This window comes from Paenalcaligenes niemegkensis (assembly GCF_022230885.1).
GTDB lineage: Bacteria > Pseudomonadota > Gammaproteobacteria > Burkholderiales > Burkholderiaceae_B > Paenalcaligenes > Paenalcaligenes niemegkensis.
In genome coordinates, this window is record NZ_JAKGCT010000004.1 from 1281031 (window position 1) to 1298608 (window position 17578).

A 17578-nucleotide genomic window follows, 5' to 3' on the forward strand; every position below is an offset into this window, starting at 1 on the left:
GATGCACCGGAACAGAACATGGTTCCCTGGTAACAGTGAAGCGTGATCTTACTTTAACCGTTTCAGCAATACCGGAACGAACAGGAACATACAGGCCAGCAGCAGGAAAGTGATCGAAACTGGCGTATCAACCAACACCGACAGCCGCCCCTGCCCCGCCGCCATGGCCGTGCGAAGCTGATTTTCGGCCAGCGGCACGAGAATCAGCCCGATCAATAACGGTGGAATGGGAAAACCATACACGCGCATCACATAGCTGACCACGCCCAGCGCGGCCATCATGCCCAGGTCAAACACCGAGCCAGATACACCCCAGATCCCCATCATCGCAAAAACCAGAATGCCGGCATACAGCTGCGGCCGGGGGATCTGCAATAGCTTCACCCATATACCGACCAAAGGCAGGTTCAGCACCAGCAGCATAAAATTACCAATATACAAGGAAGCAATCAGGCCCCAGACCAGTTCAGGGTTGCTGGTAAATAAAAAGGGTCCAGGCTGCAAACCGTAATTCTGGAACGCTGCCAGCAAAATAGCCGCTGTAGCGGAAGTAGGCAACCCCAGCGTAAGCAGTGGCACTAGAATGCCAGCGGCTGAGGCATTATTAGCAGCCTCCGGCCCGGCCACCCCTTCGATAGCACCTTTACCGAACTCTTCTTTGTGCCGGCATAACTTCTTTTCCAGCGTATACGAGAGCATTGTCGGGATTTCGGATCCGCCGCCGGGAATCGTACCAATAGGAAAGCCAATGGCCGTACCACGCAACCAGGGCTTCCAGGAACGGCGCCAGTCTTCTCGCGTCATGAACGCTTTACCCTTGACCGGAATAATATCGTCCTTCCCCTGTACGTAGCGGCTGGCAACATAGAGAATTTCTCCTACGGCAAAGACAGACACCAACACAACCGTCAGCTCCACGCCGTCAAGCAGGGCAGCAATACCGAATGTCATGCGTGGCTGACCGGTCATGGCGTCGATGCCGATAACGCCCAATGCCAGGCCAATGAACAGGGATACAAATCCTCGCACCCGCGATGCGCCCATAACCACGGCCACCGAGGTAAAAGCAAGAACCGTCAATGCAAAGTAGTCGGCTGGCTTAAGCAGAAATGCCAACTCAGCAACGACTGGCGCTGCGAACGTCAACATTAAGGTGGCAATGGTACCAGCCACAAAAGAACCAATGGCCGCCGTAGCCAGTGCCGCGGCACCGCGGCCCGCCCGAGCCATTTTATTGCCCTCCAGCGCGGTCATCATCGACCCTGCTTCACCAGGCGTATTGATAAGGATGGACGTCGTGGATCCACCATACATAGCGCCGTACAACACCCCAGCAAACATAATAAAGGCCGAGACCGGCCCTACCGATACTGTGACCGGCAATAACAGCGCAATGGTCAGTGCAGGGCCGATTCCTGGAAGAATGCCGATCGCTGTCCCTAATACGGACCCGACAAAGGCCCACATGAGGTTGGCGGGAGTCAGCGCAACCTCAAAGCCATGAAGCAGCAGTAGCAATGTGTCCATTAGAAACCCGCCAAGGGAAAGAACCCGCCCAACTGAAGACCGAGCCAGCCAAACAGAAACCAGCCCGAGCTGGCCAGCACAAATCCCACAATCAGATCGGACAACAGGCGTTTGGAACCGAAGGCACGCGCTACCAGCATAAATGACAACATCGCGGTCACGGGTAGCCCAAGCATCTCAATAATCAGGGCGGGCAGCGCGGCCGCCAGCAAAGCCGTAAAAAAGGCACGTTTGCCCATTGCCTGGCCAGGCGCTGCATTCTCTGCCTCGTCAGCTTCGAAGACCTCACCACGAGCGATCTGAATCAGTATCAGCACACCCAGCCCTACCAGGCCCAGGCCCACAGCGAGAACGAACATGCCTGGGCCGATGGCCGCATATTGTGCAGTAACTGCCAGTTCGGTTGAAGCATAGAGACATACCGCCCCCAGAAACATCACAGCCAGCCCCAGCCACCACGGACCTGTGCGCAATAGGTTCATCGGCATTCCTTCACCGTTGTCTTGGGCTTACTTACTCAGCCCTGCGTCCTGGAGAATTTGATTGATGCGGCTACTTTCGCTGACGATGAATTCGCCGAATTCCTCACCTGGCAAGAAATAGGCATCCCAGCCCTGCCTTTCAAGCACGGCATGCCATGCATCACTTTGATCCAGTTGGCTAAAGCGCTCTACCCATTCTTTATAATTAGCTTCAGGCATGTCGACCGAGCCTAAAATACCACGCCAATTAGCGATTTCCACGTCATACCCAGCTTCTTTGAACGTAGGAATGTCTTCCAGGCCTTTCATGCGCTCGGCTGTAGTGATCCCCAATATACGTATGCGTCCTTCCTCGGCAAACTGCTGGAATTCTGAAATGCCTGAAATGCCGGCTTGCAAGGTGCCATTGACGATGCCGATAACAGTATCTGCGCCAGCTGTCTGAGGGATATAGTTCAACGAGGGCACTGGTACATCGGCGCTTTGTGCCAGGAGTGCCAATGCGATGTGGTCGACGCCACCTGCAGAGCCACCACCAACGGCTGTCGCGCCGGGGTCGCTTTTGAGCGCGGCGACGAAGTCTTCGAGTGTTTTGTAGGGGGAATCTTCCTTGACCGCCAGCACCAGATATTCAGCGGTCAGGCGTGCCACTGGTTTGAATTTGCTTAGGTCGACGGGAGAGCTGTTCAGCGTGATGGCACCTACCGTGATAGCACCGAAGACTGCCAGCGCATCGGGCTTGCCTTGCTGCGAGCGCTGAAAATCGGATAGTCCGATGGTGCCGCCCGCACCGCCTTTATTAGAAAAATTCACAGTTCCGGTATAGATATCCGCCTGTTTCATGGCCTGGAAAGCCTGTCGTCCTGTGGAGTCCCACCCCCGCCTGGGTTGGCGGGCAACATTACGCTGACTTGGGCATGTGCTGCACCCGCGCAGAACGCAGTCCCAACAACCAGAAATTTGAGTAACTGTTTGAATTTCATCGTGTCTCCCTCGATTTTTTCGATTGTTGGTCGTTTGCAGCACGTTTTCGCAGAGTAAGCGGGGGCCTGGTGGCTGTCAATGCGGTTTTTCCATGCTCTCCAGGTGCGATAACGCTTCGCGTACCGGCGGGGGGATTTCGTTCATGGCGGCCTCACAGTGACGAAGCAGACTTATTTGAGTTAGAAAGGGAGGTCTGTCCTGCCCCTTTGCGTCTCGATCCATGGTGATTAGCATAGAACCACGTGAATTCTGCCCCCAACAGGAATACCTGCGCTGCGTAGTACACCCAGATCAGCACTATGACCAGAGACCCTGCCGCAGTCAACGATGAAACAGTAGAGCTTTTGCCCACATAGAGACCGATCAGCACCTTGCCAATCTCGAACAAGACTGCAGTTACGATGGCGCCAATCCAAACGTCGCGCCATGCGATAGAAGCTTGGGGCATGTATTTGAAAATGACCGCAAACAGTACCGTGGAAATCGCGAGCGAGGCGAGTGCATTCAGCCCCTGCAGAAGTACCTCCCAGCCAGGAAGAAGCCCTGCCGTCCAACCGCCCAGGACTGCCAGGCCGGCGCTGATCACTAAAGACACCAAAAGCAGAAAACCCATGCCCAGAACCAGCCCCAGCGATAGCAGCCGGGCTCGCAGCATCCGCCACCATCCCGCAGTGCTTTGCAGGGCGGGCACTTTCCAGATACGATCGAGCGCACTCTGCAGTTCGGCAAAAACCCGCGTCGCCCCGACAAGCAAGATCACTACACTAACGAGCGTCGCTGTAATGCCCTGCGCCGGCCTGTCTGCGCTTCGAATAAGCGCCTGCACACTTTCGGCTCCTTCCTGACCGACCAGACCGCCAAGCTGCTGGATAACCTCGCCCCGCACAGCATCTTCACCCCAAATAAAGCCAGCAACAGCGATGACAATAATAAGCAGCGGAGCAATGGAAAATACGGTATAGAACGCGATGGCTGCACCCATGCTTGAAGCGTAGTCGTCGCTCCATGCCTGATATGAACACTTTGCCAGATATAGAAACTGTCGGGGAGTCAGGTGCATAATCTTCAACCGTTGGATATAAGAAATCTTCCAATTGATAAGGCGATAAGGGCGACGATTACGCGGCCCTTTAACGAGAGCAAGCTGAGCACAAGCCGTATTCGGTGAAGTCTAGCACAGGGTCAGCAAAGCTTTGCCTGCTATCAGTTGCCCTGCCGTCGGGCACGATACTTGCTAGCTTCAGCACACCTTCGTTAATTTTCAGGAGATACCCATGAAAAAAATACTCATAACTGCATTGTGCTCGTTACCGCTTGCGCTGGCACCGTTAAGCTATGCGCAAGACAATGCTGCGGGTAGCGGGGCCGCCGGAGCGGGACCGGCAAGCAGTAGCGACAGCGCTACTATGTCGACTCCGGGCACTGACTGGAGTGTCAAAAGCGATGTGATTGGTCAATCGGTTTACAACGAAGACGATGAGAAGGTCGGCAATATCACTGACATTACTATGTCCGCTGATGGGGCAATGACATCTTTCATCGTCGGAGCCGGCGGCTTTCTGGGAATGGGTGAGCATAACGTCGCTATCCCATTCGACGAGATTACAGAAAACGGCGGCAAGTTCATGCTTTCGGGCTACACAAAAGACCGGTTGAAAGACATGCCAGCGTATGAGCCGCCAAAATCCGATGAGCCTATGGATAGCGACACAATGGGTAGTCCGGCCGCATCAGGAAGTATGGGCGCTCCCGCTGCTCCAGGTGCCGCCCCCGCAGACCCTGCTGCTCCAGGTGCTCCGACAGCGCCCGGAGCGTCCTCAACCCAGTAACCTCCGCACAAACGGATGGTGACTGATTTTTCGGAAACCGACTCGATCCAGACACTCTTTAATCGAGCGTCGACGGCAAGACTCAGCAAGATGATTAACACAACAGGGGGAATTTCCGTGTCATAGAAATTCCCCTTATTTAGTGAGGCGGCGGGTGAAGCAAAGCGCACTTAAAATCCTCGCGCTTTAATCTGCCTCGCCATCGTCGTTTATAGAAAAAACAGTACACATACATCTGTTCCAGGGGTTTGTTATCATTGACTTATTGTTTTTATCCTGAGGACCCCGTACCGCCCTGATGACCAAAGCCAATACTAAGCATTCAAGCACTTTGGACGGACTGCGTGGACTGGCAGCTATAAGTGTCATTTTCTCTCACGTACTTCTGCTCTATTACAGCGAGATTCACTATGGCCTCGCCGACAGCAATGCCTCTACACTTGCCCTGAGCATCTTCAACTCCCCTTTCACGTTTTTCTACCGCGGCGGTTCAGCTGTACTTTTATTCTTTTTGCTCAGCGGCTACGTGCTATGTTCCGCCTGCATCAAGAAAGCACCGCTTGATGACACCTATGTGTATGTTGCTGCAAGCAAACGCTACCTGAGGCTGGGGCTGCCGGTGGGGGCTGCGGTCTGTATCGGCTATCTGGGCATTATTTTCAATGTATTTCCTTCGGCGCCGGAGGGTGTTAGCGCCTTTCTCGATTTTCCTGATACGAGTCTGGGCTTTACCCAGATGCTCAAATCAGCTCTGTACAAGAGCATGTTGTTTGGTGACGGCAACTTTAATTATGTCTTGTGGACCATCTCGATAGAACTCTACGGCTCGTTTCTGATTTTTGGGCTCTATGCATTGCTAGGAGAGTACAGAAACTCGCTAATCACCATTTGCATTGGCCTGGGCTGCTACCTGCTTTCTTTGCCCAAAAGCTTTAGCATCTATAGTCTGTTTTTCTTTGGCGCAGCGCTGGCGCATATCAATTTCAGTTCAGTCAGAAAGCTGCCAAGGTGGCACTTGGCCCTGCTATCAATATCTTTACTTGTTCTGGGCTGTTATCTGATTGGCTTCTACGAAACCAGCTCCTCCTATCGCTGGCTGGGAGCACTCACTGATCTCCTCCATACATTTGCTCAGGATGCCGATCCTTCCATCATCTACCCTGCCATCGGGTCTTTATGCATACTAATAGCCGTACTAACAGGCGGCATTGGCCGGCACAGCCCTCAGCCTGGTGCGGGCACCAAATTGCTTGCCTGGCTCGGCAAGCTGTCTTTTTCGGTATACCTTCTGCACCCCTTTATTCTGGCCATCGCAGGCAATTATATATTTCTCGAAATGGGAAAGAACCTCTATTCTTTGCTTATATCTCTGGTCGCCGTATTCTCTGGCACCTACTTCTTTGCCTATTTTTTCCACAAGCATATCGACAAGCCTTCCATGAAAATAGCCGACCGATTTGGCAAGAGGCTATTTCTTCGGCCTAACGTCGACTCAGGGCATTCGAGATGAACCTTTTCAGCAAATAAAGCACCAAACTGCGGTTCTGCCTTCGCCCGCAGGTCGAGCGTCATCGCACCCGAGTTCGCGCTGCTAAGATAGAACAGCAAAAAACCGTCGGTTTTAGAAAAAAATGACAAATACGGTAAATTTACCGTGGTTTTTCTTGTTCTATTAAGCGACGCTTTAGTCTATGCAAAAGCGTCTACTCAAACCAGGTCGTCCTCCTGGATCCACTACATTCGAACCTGCGCCTGCCAAAGCTTTTGGTTCGGCAGTTCGTACCGCCAGGACTGAATTAAATATGGCACAAGATACTCTCGCGAGCTTAGCCCGCATCGATCGATCACACATGGGAAAGATCGAACGCGGTGAACATATGCCTACGCTAGTCATCATTCTACGGATCTCAAAAGCCTTAGGCTGCACTGCCGCACACCTGATGGCTGAGACCGAGAAAAACTTGCTAGAGGTATTCAACGAATAGCACCTGTGCCAAGCTCTCGGCGAGCCATAACGGATGCATCTGCAATGCAGTCAAGGGGTTCTTGCTGGAGCTTCATAGAGACCGTCACCATCGACCAAGACTGCCAGCGAGGGATACCGTAGCATCCAGGATATTAGGGGGAAAAATTGGGTTTGAACTCGTCTTTCTCGATATCCAGGTAAGGCTTGATGACCATAATGATTTTGTAAAGTAGAGCCACTGCCGTTTCGTTTTTGACAATTTGCCTAATACTGACGTCCAGCCCGCTATCAGCCGTCAAAGTGCGTTGCAGATCTAGTCCTATGAACCATCGAAACAATAAGTTCCACCCTATGCATTCTTGCAGACTAGATTCATCTTGCACGTTGTAAATCAGTTGTAGCACCACACACCGGATAACGAACTCGGCAGGGAACTGCAGATTGAGATCCCCATCAATTTTTTTGAGGCTTAAGTAGTTTTGCCTTAAGGTGTTATCCATTGAATTATTGACATGCCGTATGGGATGGTACACAGGAACCATCTTGTTTATGCCTGACTCCGGCCCCCATCGGTAGTGCGCCAAAATCCAAACCCATGGCTTGGAATATTTATACACTTGCACAGGCTCGTTACGAGCCCGGTCAATTACGCGTGACAGATTCTTGTCTAGTTCCAACATACCTATTCTTGTCGCCATCCCCCTCCCAGTGATATGGTCGTTAACTAATCCAATTGCCGCCACTAAAGAACAACTTCAATTGGCGTAATACGGGGCAAAAGAGCGCTTCAGCATTTGCTCGATGCAAAACTTTTCAGCATGCCGCAATTCATGTGCCACGCTTCGGGCGGTTATTCCAAACATCGCCGCCACTTCGCGTCGCTCCATCTGCTCGACACGCACGGCCACAAATATGGCGCGGCGTCTATTGGGCAAGCTGTGAATAATTTCATCTAGTACTCGAAGTAAGGCACGACAGGCAACAATGTCCTCTACGCGGGCTAAGGGGTCCGCACGGTCATGGAATTGATCATCATAGTGAAAGTAAAGGTTTTGATAGCGCTGACTAGAACGCAGCTTATCTATTCCTGTATGCACAGCCATGCGATACAGGTAGGCTCGGGGGCTGCGCAAGGGTGGAAGCTTGCCTAGAGGCGAATCGTTTAACCGAAGCCAAAGTTCATGTACGGTTTCAGCCGCAATGTCGGCGCAGCCGAATCGACGGGTTAGCTGATCGATTAAATCAACATAGTGCTCAAGCAAGCAATCTTGCAACCTGCTGAGGTCGCTAAGACAAGAGGTACTGCGGCGAACAAGCTGCGGCATGACGGCCGGAGAACGACCCACAAGCCGGCCTGCGAGACTGCTCTTTTGTGATACGCAACGACTAGTTTCTGTATACATGACTGCCTCTCATCCGAAGCGCTGTGTTGTGAGTTTTTTGCACAGCATGCAAGGAGCAGCAGTAAACAGGCAGCACCTTGGACGAAACCTACAGTCTAGTTAGCGTGTATAACAATAAGGTTAATTAAACTCCCGATAAATTGCACTCTCTGATGTGTTAGCGGGCCCGCTGAATCCCCGTCGTTACAGCAATATGCGTATCAACGGGATGTTGAGGCACGGAAAAATGCACTGCCTGGCCCGCCTTGTTGATCCAGATTCCATCGGGCCCGACAGCACTTAGAACCACCGAGCGAGTCAGCTCATCGCCCACCATATAGGCTTGAGGCGGCTGTGAATTAACAGCCAGCACCACTGCACCTTCGCGCACGGTGGAATGAATCAAACCCTTGACCTCAATATCAAGCCGCAGATCGCCGGGCTGAAACCAGGCGGCCAGCACCGGCACCGCCGGATCGACCGCCGCAATCTGACCGACTGCGGATGGCTCTGCAAAAGCCAAAGGCTGGCTTAGCTTGGTACCCCAAAAACCTATGCCCCCTGCTACTGCTAGCAAAGCCGCCACTAATACGACTTTAGCCGGTGAGAATTCCGTGTACCGTTTCATCGTTATCCCTTTCTTTCGCCATGGCAATACTCCTTGATAACAAACACAGGTGAAAAATTCATGTCAGCATCATATTGAATCGCTAGGATGAGGGGTAAACCACAGGAATTCACATTATGCGTCCATCTTTGCCATGACGATGACTCCCCGGCCCCCTCAATCAGCCCAGCACGCACAACAAGGTTTTTCACTGATAGAAATCATGATCGTGGTGGTGATTATCGGCATCTCTATTTCAGCAATCGGCCTGAACCTAAGCCCGCAAACTGACAAAGCGCTGCGCCACGATGCCCAACAACTGGCAGAGCTGTTTAGCCTGGCGCAAAATGAAGTACGGGCCGATGGCCGGCTGATTGCCTGGCATGCCGATGCCAAGGGCTACCGATTTACACGTGGTGTCTGGGTGTCCACGCCCTCTAGCGTGGTGCCGCATGTAACGACAGCGGGCGAGCTTGATCACTTCGAACGTGACGAAAAACTGCATCCACGCAGATGGCACTCTGAGGCCATACAGATCAAGCCCTCTCATCCCATTGTGTTGACCTCGGAATGGATGGCAGAACCCTGGCAAATCACCCTGTCTGATGGCTCGAACCACGTTAGGCTACGCCGCGATGCCACCGGCGCCTACCATGTGCATCAGGTACCGCAGCCATGACACCTTCCCGTTCTGTATCGACGCCCAAAGCCCACGCAAGCCAACACGGCATCACACTGCTAGAAGTACTGGTCGCCCTTGCCATCGTGGCTATTGCGCTGGCCTCTATCACGCGCGCCGCCAGCACGGCTATTACGACTAATGCCTTACTTCAGGAAAAAACTCTGGCACTGATCGCTGCAGAAAGCCATCTGGCAGAACTGCAAATAAGCGGCATTGCGTTATCGGACGACATCTCGCCGCGTCCCTGCCCGCCTGACGACGCCTTTGTCTGCACCACGCAAACAACAGTGGCAGGTACAGGTTTGCGACGGGTTGTGATCGATGTGTACACACGCAACGAACCCGATCATTCATTGGCAACATTAGCCACCCTACTGCCCGAGTAAGCGTATGCCTCGCCTACACCGTCGCCACCAAACTGGCTTCACTCTAGTTGAAGTCATGATCGCAATCATGATTATGGCAATCATCAGCCTCATCTCGTGGCAGGGGCTGGACAGCGCCTCGCGCGCCGACGAGCAGCTAAGACAGCGCAGCAGTCACCTATCACGCCAGATACGTGCCCTGCAACAGTTGCAGCAAGATATTGCCCTGCGGGCCACCGTAGAACTGCCACGCACCGTTATCTCGCAAAGCGAAGCCGGTGGTTCCGGCCCTGCAGAAACAACCGCTACACCTCCTGCCGCTCAGGTAGCCAACTCCCCCTCAAACCCTTGTTGCCACCGGCCTTGCAAGTGCGTCGTAGCCAACAACTGCCTTTTCATCTGGAAGTTTTTCGAGCTGCGGCGGCGCAGCCTGGGCAATGGCAGCGAGTGCAATGGTGGGTCAGTGATGGAACCTTATACCGGGCTGCCGGGCCGTCATCCAGCGTCTGGCCCTTAAAATCGGCTCAAGCAGACAGCCGGGTGGCCGTGCTGGAACAGGTAGTCGAGTTCGATATGCGTGCCTGGGAGCCGGGCAAGGGCTGGGTACAGCTGCCCAGCCCGGTAAGCACGGAAGAAGCCAGTGGCGTTGAGATTACCTTAAAGCAAAATACGGCTAATGGCAGCCCAGAAAGCATACGTTATGTGCTTAGCCTGGAGTAACTTACTTCCCCGTCTGTTCGCCCCTTTCTGTGCCAGCTTAGCGCTCTGTGGTGGCCTCGTCTTGCACAATTCCGTGTGGACTTAGCGTTGAGCGGTGCTGCGCACTGCCCTTGATTCAGCCAGAAAGCAGGCGTTCGCGAACTTGCGCTGCGCGCTTCGAACAGCGCTCTCTTGTTTCCTGCTTTTTCCTGAATCGCGGCGCTCCCCGAAGCGCTTGCTCGGCAAAGTCCGAGGGGATGGCTACGATGAGGATGCGAACGCTGACTTTGGCTGGCGCTTTGTGTGCTTTTTAAGCATTGTGGGTAGCGAGCGCCATTACCCCCTTAGTGCGTAAAGACGTCGTCTAAAGTCTTGGCATCCAACAAATTTAAGGATCATGCCTCCCGTTCTGCCGACGTGGCATGGCTGAGTCGTTTTTGAACGTCAGGTGGCAATGTGCCGAATTTGTAAACCAGCTGACGACAGGAGTTGCATGAAGGCAGGGAAGTATTGCTCCAGAGCCTCTTTCCAGGGAGAATCGAAGTCGGTTTTGGAGACAGCCATATGCTGGGCTTCCTGTCAGTGGGTGTGATGCGATTCACTGTAGGAAATCCTAGAGGGCCTGCCTATTCGCAGAAGTCACATTGGTTGATTGTGTCCTGGCTGCTGTTGCGTTGGGGTTCTTTTGACACCACTACCGTGAGAGATAGCAATATTGGTCTTTAGCGCATGAAACGACACTATGTAATGGATACTGCCGACGTGTATGTTATATAAATATTGGTCCAATTTCATATCTCTTCGATCCAACGATGCCAGACTTTTTAATTTCGGATTACATGGCGATGGGGGCGCTGATCGTATCGATCATCAGTGCCGCCTATACCAAGTCTCAAAGCCGCTCTGCCGCCTTGAGTCGACACAATGACTATCGCGCACATCTAGCAGAGCATCATCAAATCTATCTCGAAGCTTTACGAGCAAGTCGGCAGGCTCATAAGGCGAATTTGACTGAATTAGCCAATTTGGCCAGAAGCACGCTGAGTGAGATTGTCGAATTCGTAGATAACTTTGATATTCAGCGCTCTTCCGGCACATGGCAACGCCCGTTACGGCATGTACTCCATGAGTGCGCAGAAATAGTGTTCTATGCACTCAAGGGCCAGCTCGCTTGGCAGTCAGGGCTTAATATTTCAAGTCGCCTTTATCAAATAAGCAGGGTCGAGTTTGATCTTGAGCCCACTCAGAAAGGTTTTTTGGGTCCGAATTTCAGGCAGGCCTTTGAATGGCAGTATCTTAAAGAACCTAACACCTATCAGGAGTGCATGTTGACTCATGACCCCTATTTTTGTGACTTGGTGGAACAACTTCGATCGCGAATTGACCCCTCTCGATCCACAGAATGGACTAGTTTACTTCAACAGAAGTTGGCTCCATTCGTCGCCTTACATAAAAGCAAATCCGACTTACTGAAAGCTGAAGCGGAAAGCCTCGAAGAAATCATCGCTGAAGGAAAGGTTCAACACTTTTCCTTGACCGAATCCCCAATACTCTACGCCTCACTAAAGAAGCAGCAAACCACCCTTGAAACGCTGAGTTCAATCCTCCTCCCCCGAATATCAGAGCGTGATGCACATCATTATTCGAACTATGCATCAATAAGTTTGACGATCTGCGCAACTATGTTCGTCGTCGCAAATTCGGACAATTGGGGATGGGAAAAGTAATAAGAGCACGACTGAGTCAAGCCTCAAAGTCAGTCTGACATTATTCAAACGCCCCACAATGTAAAGAGCGCACATTGAAGCCTACCGGCCTAAGTAGGCGGTAGCCATTAAACTTCATGCTACCACCTCTGGCCTACTTGCCAGGCGCACACACACACGTCGACTTACTAATACAAAAACATTTGTAATATTGATCTTAGTCCAGCCCAATTGATTCGCCTCCAAAACCCAGAATCTGTACGCTGAAGATAGAAGGCTGGTTCTGGCGGGCTTCGTTACGAACACGTTGCACCGTCTCTTGGGCTGCCGTGGCGGCAGCGGATGAGGCTGAACTGGCTGATGCCAAGGCCCCGGTGTTGACTACCGCTGCCACGGGTATTCCGACCGCATCGCCTTGAACCTGAATGTTAGCGGCGTTAACGACATGCAAAGCGGCGATGTTGACGTTGCCCGATACGCGGATTCCGGCTTCGCCAGCATCAATCGTGCCTTCGGGTGCGATCAGGTCCATGTCGCCTTCGTCCAGGGTGGCGAGTCCGGCGCCTGTGCTGGGAACGTCTGACGAGAGCATCAAGTTGCCCCACTGGTCGTAGACTCGGCGTGGCGGGGTGTAGACCAGCGTGGTTTTGGAACCGCGACCAGCGTTAATGTCGCCTTGCGCTGCCCAGGCCAAGATGTCTCCACCGGCGGTGGTCATAATGCGGCTTTGACCCAGCAAAATGCTGCCTAGTGTATACATCTGAATGTGGCCGAAGCCTTGCGTAATCACGCCTGCGGTAGAAGGCGGTGCGACGCCTTCTACACCAAACAACTGGCGGCCTCCGGGTGTTAGTGTCTGGATGTCACCGCCCATGCGAGTATGGATGCCAGAGCCCCCGTATAAAGTAATGTCACCTTGGTACACATTGGGTGTGCCTGAGGTTGAATTCGCCGGGAACAAGGCGGCGATGGCATTGCGGCCACGCAAGTAGCTGCCGAATCGGGGGCCATCTGCATCGTTATATTCGCGCCCTCCGGCACGCAGCTCGGCAAAATATATCTGTCGTGCAAAGATACGCTGCTGCTCGGGTGTCAAGGTGCTAAATACGGCCAACGCTTCTTCGGCTGAGCCTCCAAAACCATAACGATCCGCCATCCAGTCCACCAACTCCTGCTGATACGTATGCACCACTTTACCGGGCTGGCCTGCCAGACTGTCCCCTTCGTTTTTCGTCGCTTGGTTGTCTGGATTCACATACAGGTTCACAAAGTCGTTAAAGTTTTGTGCCATCAATGTGGGTTCCAAGCCGGCCTGCATCACAATTGATGCACCCGGGCGCAGATCACTGGCCTGCACCGGACCCACGCTGGTAACACTGGCCTGATCGTCCATACGGATATCACCGCCTGCCGTTATTTCCAAGGTGCCCGGTCCGGCAATGGTGAAGCTGCTGTAAATGATATCGCCGCCTGCCTGCACGAGTGAGACATCGGTCTCGTTGCTGTGTACGATCAGGTTGCCGGTAGCTATGCTATCGCCAAACAACACATTACCAACAACAGCGGGCACAGCAGTCGTGGAACCTAACAAATTACCCGAGCCTACAATGTCACCACCTGCCTTGAGATAAACGGCACCTGCCGCCTCGTACCAACGAGCGTCAGGGCGCACCGTCAAACCGCCAAATACAATTTCCTGTCCGGTCATCAAACCAACAATATCCCCCCCACCGCATAGAAGCGCCCTGGGTCGGACACATTGACTGCTGTGCCAGCATTGCTGCCTGAACCAAACACGAACAACGGGAATGTCATATTCTCATAACCACGGCCTATACCTTCCTCGGCGTAATTGGTCGTCTCTACCTTCGTCCCACTGCTTGTGCCCAAAAATGCTGGGTTAAAAGGCGAGGAAGTCGCTGACATCACCGCACCAGAACGGTTAATCACATAGCGTCCGCCATAAATCGAATCGCCCGCCAGTACCGACAGTGAGCCTTCGCCTTGCGAATGAGGCGCCAGTAGCAATGAATACTCTGGATAATTCTGTTGAGGCGATGAACCCAGCGCCGACTCACCCAGGAAAATTCTTCCTGTAGCCGCCACCACTGAAAGCCTTGATGGATAAACAAAACGGCCATCGGTGGCGGAATAGTCACGCCCCATAAACAGCCCGCTTCCTGTGGAAGATGTCTCAGCAATTTGGGTGCCAGGCGTTAAATCCCCCCTGCTGAGAACAAATTAATGGCGGTATGGTCTGTCCATAAAGAAAAGCTGGACAAGCCCCCTTGGAACGGTGCGCCATCTATCGTAAAGGGCGTGGCATTACGCAAGGCTACCCGCCCTGGATCACCCACACCGCCCAGCACGAGATCACCCTGTGAGGCCAAGCTAAAGGTACTGTCGCCAGGCACCAGCACCAAACCACCCATGGCATTGGTCTTGGTGTAACCATAGGGATCGTAGGCGCGAACCTCGGCGCTGTCTTGCTCAAAACCGTATAAAGGAACCACTGCACCCAGTGCTGATGCACTCAATGATAAATGACCACGCAAGTTGATCAGCGCGCCTTGCAGATCGTGCCTGGGTCGCAAAGAATTCAGGTTTGATGTGTTGATTGCCTGTTTATTCAGTGCATTGAGTGCGCCACCTACCCGCATCGTTACATCGCCGCCACCGGTCAAGGCCATGCTACCATCGCTTAGAACCCGCCCCGCGCTGCCTACTGCTATCACCAATGCATTGCTATCAAAGGAGGTAGTGCTTAGCGCCGAACCCTCGCCAGCCTGACCCGCCACATCTATATAGACATTACCGCCGCCCAGAGCACCTATACCGGTAAAGCCCGTCATCTGCGGAAATTTATTGGCCGCAGTTGACTCGTAGGGATCAATGGTATAGGCACCAAAGTTAATCCACCATGCGGCAGGTACATAGTCGGCGTCACTGCCTGAGCCTGTACCCTGTCGCCACAACCAATTACCCACGGCAGCACTGCCAGCATTGCCCAAGGCCGCACCCTGCACCTTGCCGATTAAATCACCACCGGCAGCAATCTTGACGTTACCACCGCTTTGGGGGTAATACGCCTGGTACAAACTTTGTGCCAATGCTTCGTAATCTCCGCCCTGACTGCCCAGCAAGGAGCCATCATCAGAAGCCTGACCGCGAGGTCGGTAGAATTCATTGCCTGCAAATTGGCCTTCGCGTGGCGAATCTGTTCCAGCGGTATATACCCCATAGGGCGAACGCATGATGATGTCATCTGCCGCGATGAAATCCAAATCGCCAGTACCCGTTCTGATAACACTAAAGCCCTGTGCCATAGTGTTAACGGCAGTTAACTCAGGCTCGGGACTAACCTCTTTTTGTTCACACATCCCCATATCGCACCACCATAAATCAGCCTCTGAGACAGGTGCTCCGACCTCTCCCATGCCACCTGGTGCCCAGACCCATTGATACTGTTTCGGTGCAGGCATACACATCCCCATATCGCACCACCATAGATCAGCCTCTGATACAGGAGTTCCGACCTCTCCCATACCGCCTGGAGCCCAGACCATGCCAGTACCATCGGTACCTCCCGTCCATATTTCTTCCAGTGAGTAATGGGTATCTGCTAACACCACACGCCCTTGAGCATAGGGCTGCAAGACCCGTGTGTCTGCCGCTGTGGTATCTGCCCCTGCCACCAAGCGCATGCTCCAGGATTGAGCCCCCGCTGGTAACATCGAAGCAACCGCCCAGTTTTTCCGTCCATTATTGTTTAGCGGTACAACTAACTCACCCGCTGCTGGCTTGAGCTTTAGTTTACTGTTCGCCGGTATCAAAGCCCCCAGCTTTAACATTAACGTCTGTTTTAGGGTGACAACCACCGGTAGTGGCACACCTTGGGGCCAGTGCAGATTGCTTACCGTGGCGGGCGTTGCCAATGTGGTTCCGGCGGCGATGGTGCTGCCATCGACCAAGGTGATGTCCACCGGCAGCACTGTTCCTGCGGGTAATGTCAGGTTATCCAATAAGCCTGAAGGCAAATCATAGTTTAAGGTGCTGCCTTGGGGAAGTGTGGTGCCAGCTAGTAACTCAATGTCATAACGGGGGACCACGACATCGCCCCCAAAAGGTTGCACCCCTTCGACCAGCACCCATCCATCGGTATCTACCGTGGTGTCCACCGGCACAAAGCCATCGGTGACGCTGCCGTATATATCCAGATGACCGCCAGCGCGCAGGCTTAAGGCGCCGGGTTCACCAGAACCGTAGGCCGCACTGCCGGGCTGGCTATTGGCCACATAGGCGGCCTTGATGGCCGGATTCAGGCTGTTGTACCTAAAGCCTGATAAATCCAGATCGCCCTGTACCACCAAATGCCCTTCGGGTGTTTTGCTGACAATCTCCACGCCAGGGCGCAGGTGCAGCACATCGCGGTAGCTGTTGTTATTCAATCCAGCCAATCGAGTGTTCAGCAGCTGGCTGTTGACCAGAGCGTTATCGATAAATGCGGTACTGTCTCCATGCTTGTCTTGCAGGTAAGCCTGATCGATCACTTGATAATCATCACCATTAACGTATTGGCCCGCCGCACCATCGGGGGCATCGTCATAGCGCTGCACGGCCTGAACCGCAATGGACTTGGCTCCCTGCACAACAACGCCGGGGTCTACTTGTATGGCCATGTCGCCATACGTGGCGGCATCAGTGTCCGTGCTTGAGCCACTGCTACCCAGCCGTGGCGCATTCAATTCCAGTGTGCCCAGTGCGGCCCCATCGTGCTGCACGGTACCGGCCCTAACCCGGGCATCGTCGGTGCCGTGGCTTAGGTTGATGCTTGCACCATGGGCCAACTGCAGTGTGCCCAGTCCAGAATTTAATTCCACGATGGCGCGGTTCGGGCTGTCGATGATTTTGCCATAACTGTCTACGCGCAACAGCGTGCCGCTGGCATCCAGCACGGCGTTATTGCCCAGAGTTAAACCCTGTTTTCCCGCCAAGCGGATGGTCCCCACCCGCTCGCCACTGGCGTCAATACGCCCGGCCACGGTCAGGCTGCCGTTATCGATGGAGACATTGACCTGATTGGCCTTAAGCTCATTGCCTATGGTCAGGCTGCCGGTTTTAAACTGGAAGCTACGCGCCCCAAAAACCTCACCCGCATTCAGGCGGCTGTTTAGCTCGGCAAACAAGGTCGTTAGCGCTCCGCTACCCAGGCGCTGGGCACGCAAGTCAATGCCAGCCCCCAGATACGGTACCCAAGTGCCACCCGCGTCGTAATCGCCACTGGCCCCGCCCAGAATCTGGCCCTGTAAAGCTACCGTGCCCGCGTCGACGTCTTCATCTGACAAGGCA

At 53.5% G+C, this 17578-nt stretch carries 18 protein-coding genes; 8 read left to right on the forward strand and 10 right to left on the reverse strand.

Annotated elements, in window-relative coordinates:
- Window positions 1-48: 48 nt before the first annotated feature.
- The 4 genes from L1889_RS10185 to L1889_RS10200 all read right to left on the reverse strand — a co-directional run bounded on the left by L1889_RS10185 (window position 49) and on the right by L1889_RS10200 (window position 4053).
- The gene (locus L1889_RS10185) at window positions 49-1527 is read right to left on the reverse strand and encodes a tripartite tricarboxylate transporter permease (protein ID WP_238665031.1); all 1479 of its coding nucleotides are present in this window, start codon (window positions 1525-1527) and stop codon (window positions 49-51) included.
- Window positions 1527-2009 (reverse strand): tripartite tricarboxylate transporter TctB family protein, encoded by a 483-nt coding sequence (locus tag L1889_RS10190; RefSeq protein WP_238665032.1) that lies wholly within the window; start codon window positions 2007-2009, stop codon window positions 1527-1529. The genes L1889_RS10185 and L1889_RS10190 overlap by 1 nt, the downstream gene beginning before the upstream one ends.
- Window positions 2010-2036: 27 nt before the next feature.
- On the reverse strand, window positions 2037-2852 hold the full coding sequence (locus tag L1889_RS10195) for a Bug family tripartite tricarboxylate transporter substrate binding protein (protein ID WP_238665033.1): 816 nt from the start codon (window positions 2850-2852) through the stop codon (window positions 2037-2039).
- Window positions 2853-3144: 292 nt separating this feature from the next.
- Window positions 3145-4053: a YihY/virulence factor BrkB family protein gene (locus L1889_RS10200; protein ID WP_238665034.1), complete on the reverse strand. Its 909-nt coding sequence runs from the start codon at window positions 4051-4053 to the stop codon at window positions 3145-3147.
- Between the two features lie 214 nt (window positions 4054-4267).
- Between L1889_RS10200 and L1889_RS10205 the strand changes: the two genes are divergently transcribed.
- The 3 genes from L1889_RS10205 to L1889_RS10215 all read left to right on the forward strand — a co-directional run bounded on the left by L1889_RS10205 (window position 4268) and on the right by L1889_RS10215 (window position 6807).
- Complete coding sequence (locus L1889_RS10205; RefSeq protein WP_238665035.1) at window positions 4268-4822, forward strand: PRC-barrel domain-containing protein; 555 nt, start codon at window positions 4268-4270, stop codon at window positions 4820-4822.
- Window positions 4823-5153: 331 nt separating this feature from the next.
- The gene (locus L1889_RS10210; RefSeq protein WP_238665036.1) at window positions 5154-6332 is read left to right on the forward strand and encodes an acyltransferase family protein; all 1179 of its coding nucleotides are present in this window, start codon (window positions 5154-5156) and stop codon (window positions 6330-6332) included.
- A gap of 181 nt (window positions 6333-6513) precedes the next feature.
- Complete coding sequence (locus L1889_RS10215) at window positions 6514-6807, forward strand: helix-turn-helix domain-containing protein (RefSeq protein WP_238665037.1); 294 nt, start codon at window positions 6514-6516, stop codon at window positions 6805-6807.
- Between the two features lie 133 nt (window positions 6808-6940).
- Here L1889_RS10215 and L1889_RS10220 read toward each other — a convergent pair whose 3' ends face one another.
- The 3 genes from L1889_RS10220 to L1889_RS10230 all read right to left on the reverse strand — a co-directional run bounded on the left by L1889_RS10220 (window position 6941) and on the right by L1889_RS10230 (window position 8798).
- Window positions 6941-7468, reverse strand: coding sequence for a transposase (locus L1889_RS10220; RefSeq protein WP_238665038.1), 528 nt, complete (start codon window positions 7466-7468; stop codon window positions 6941-6943).
- A 75-nt stretch (window positions 7469-7543) separates the two neighbouring features.
- A complete protein-coding gene (locus tag L1889_RS10225; RefSeq protein ID WP_238665039.1) occupies window positions 7544-8191 on the reverse strand; it encodes an RNA polymerase sigma factor in 648 nt (215 codons plus the stop codon).
- Between the two features lie 157 nt (window positions 8192-8348).
- On the reverse strand, window positions 8349-8798 hold the full coding sequence (locus tag L1889_RS10230) for a type II secretion system protein N (protein ID WP_238665040.1): 450 nt from the start codon (window positions 8796-8798) through the stop codon (window positions 8349-8351).
- Window positions 8799-8931: 133 nt separating this feature from the next.
- Between L1889_RS10230 and L1889_RS10235 the strand changes: the two genes are divergently transcribed.
- The 5 genes from L1889_RS10235 (at window position 8932) to L1889_RS10255 (ending at window position 12250) form a co-directional block, all read left to right on the forward strand.
- The gene (locus L1889_RS10235) at window positions 8932-9456 is read left to right on the forward strand and encodes a prepilin-type N-terminal cleavage/methylation domain-containing protein (RefSeq protein ID WP_238665041.1); all 525 of its coding nucleotides are present in this window, start codon (window positions 8932-8934) and stop codon (window positions 9454-9456) included.
- Entirely contained in the window at window positions 9453-9845 is a 393-nt protein-coding gene (gspI, locus tag L1889_RS10240; protein WP_238665042.1) for a type II secretion system minor pseudopilin GspI, read from the forward strand. Before L1889_RS10235 ends, gspI begins: the two co-directional genes overlap by 4 nt.
- A 4-nt stretch (window positions 9846-9849) precedes the next feature.
- On the forward strand, window positions 9850-10341 hold the full coding sequence (locus tag L1889_RS10245; RefSeq protein WP_238665043.1) for a PulJ/GspJ family protein: 492 nt from the start codon (window positions 9850-9852) through the stop codon (window positions 10339-10341).
- A 23-nt stretch (window positions 10342-10364) separates the two neighbouring features.
- Window positions 10365-10544: a hypothetical protein gene (locus L1889_RS10250; RefSeq protein ID WP_238665044.1), complete on the forward strand. Its 180-nt coding sequence runs from the start codon at window positions 10365-10367 to the stop codon at window positions 10542-10544.
- Window positions 10545-11335: 791 nt separating this feature from the next.
- Window positions 11336-12250, forward strand: coding sequence for a hypothetical protein (locus L1889_RS10255; RefSeq protein ID WP_238665045.1), 915 nt, complete (start codon window positions 11336-11338; stop codon window positions 12248-12250).
- A 196-nt stretch (window positions 12251-12446) separates the two neighbouring features.
- Here L1889_RS10255 and L1889_RS10260 read toward each other — a convergent pair whose 3' ends face one another.
- From L1889_RS10260 to L1889_RS10270, 3 genes are read right to left on the reverse strand one after another with little or no spacing between them, the layout of a single operon-like run.
- Window positions 12447-13937 (reverse strand): filamentous hemagglutinin family protein, encoded by a 1491-nt coding sequence (locus tag L1889_RS10260; RefSeq protein WP_238665911.1) that lies wholly within the window; start codon window positions 13935-13937, stop codon window positions 12447-12449.
- A complete protein-coding gene (locus L1889_RS10265; protein ID WP_238665046.1) occupies window positions 13937-14395 on the reverse strand; it encodes a hypothetical protein in 459 nt (152 codons plus the stop codon). The genes L1889_RS10260 and L1889_RS10265 overlap by 1 nt, the downstream gene beginning before the upstream one ends.
- A 50-nt stretch (window positions 14396-14445) precedes the next feature.
- Window positions 14446-17574, reverse strand: a complete 3129-nt coding sequence (locus L1889_RS10270) for a hypothetical protein (RefSeq protein ID WP_238665047.1) — start codon at window positions 17572-17574, stop codon at window positions 14446-14448.
- Between the last annotated feature and the right edge of the window lie 4 nt (window positions 17575-17578).

What these genes read in the sequence shown, in the direction of transcription:
- L1889_RS10225 (WP_238665039.1), bottom strand. Translation starts at nt 8,191, where the DNA reads ATGTATACAGAAACTAGTCGTTGCGTATCACAAAAGAGCAGTCTCGCA.
- L1889_RS10255 (WP_238665045.1), top strand. Translation starts at nt 11,336, where the DNA reads ATGCCAGACTTTTTAATTTCGGATTACATGGCGATGGGGGCGCTGATC.
- L1889_RS10260 (WP_238665911.1), bottom strand. Translation starts at nt 13,937, where the DNA reads ATGACCGGACAGGAAATTGTATTTGGCGGTTTGACGGTGCGCCCTGAC.
- L1889_RS10265 (WP_238665046.1), bottom strand. Translation starts at nt 14,395, where the DNA reads ATGGGGCGTGACTATTCCGCCACCGATGGCCGTTTTGTTTATCCATCA.
- L1889_RS10230 (WP_238665040.1), bottom strand. Translation starts at nt 8,798, where the DNA reads ATGAAACGGTACACGGAATTCTCACCGGCTAAAGTCGTATTAGTGGCG.
- L1889_RS10205 (WP_238665035.1), top strand. Translation starts at nt 4,268, where the DNA reads ATGAAAAAAATACTCATAACTGCATTGTGCTCGTTACCGCTTGCGCTG.
- L1889_RS10215 (WP_238665037.1), top strand. Translation starts at nt 6,514, where the DNA reads ATGCAAAAGCGTCTACTCAAACCAGGTCGTCCTCCTGGATCCACTACA.
- L1889_RS10190 (WP_238665032.1), bottom strand. Translation starts at nt 2,009, where the DNA reads ATGAACCTATTGCGCACAGGTCCGTGGTGGCTGGGGCTGGCTGTGATG.
- L1889_RS10235 (WP_238665041.1), top strand. Translation starts at nt 8,932, where the DNA reads ATGACGATGACTCCCCGGCCCCCTCAATCAGCCCAGCACGCACAACAA.
- L1889_RS10220 (WP_238665038.1), bottom strand. Translation starts at nt 7,468, where the DNA reads ATGTTGGAACTAGACAAGAATCTGTCACGCGTAATTGACCGGGCTCGT.
- L1889_RS10245 (WP_238665043.1), top strand. Translation starts at nt 9,850, where the DNA reads ATGCCTCGCCTACACCGTCGCCACCAAACTGGCTTCACTCTAGTTGAA.
- L1889_RS10195 (WP_238665033.1), bottom strand. Translation starts at nt 2,852, where the DNA reads ATGAAACAGGCGGATATCTATACCGGAACTGTGAATTTTTCTAATAAA.
- gspI (WP_238665042.1), top strand. Translation starts at nt 9,453, where the DNA reads ATGACACCTTCCCGTTCTGTATCGACGCCCAAAGCCCACGCAAGCCAA.
- L1889_RS10200 (WP_238665034.1), bottom strand. Translation starts at nt 4,053, where the DNA reads ATGCACCTGACTCCCCGACAGTTTCTATATCTGGCAAAGTGTTCATAT.
- L1889_RS10185 (WP_238665031.1), bottom strand. Translation starts at nt 1,527, where the DNA reads ATGGACACATTGCTACTGCTGCTTCATGGCTTTGAGGTTGCGCTGACT.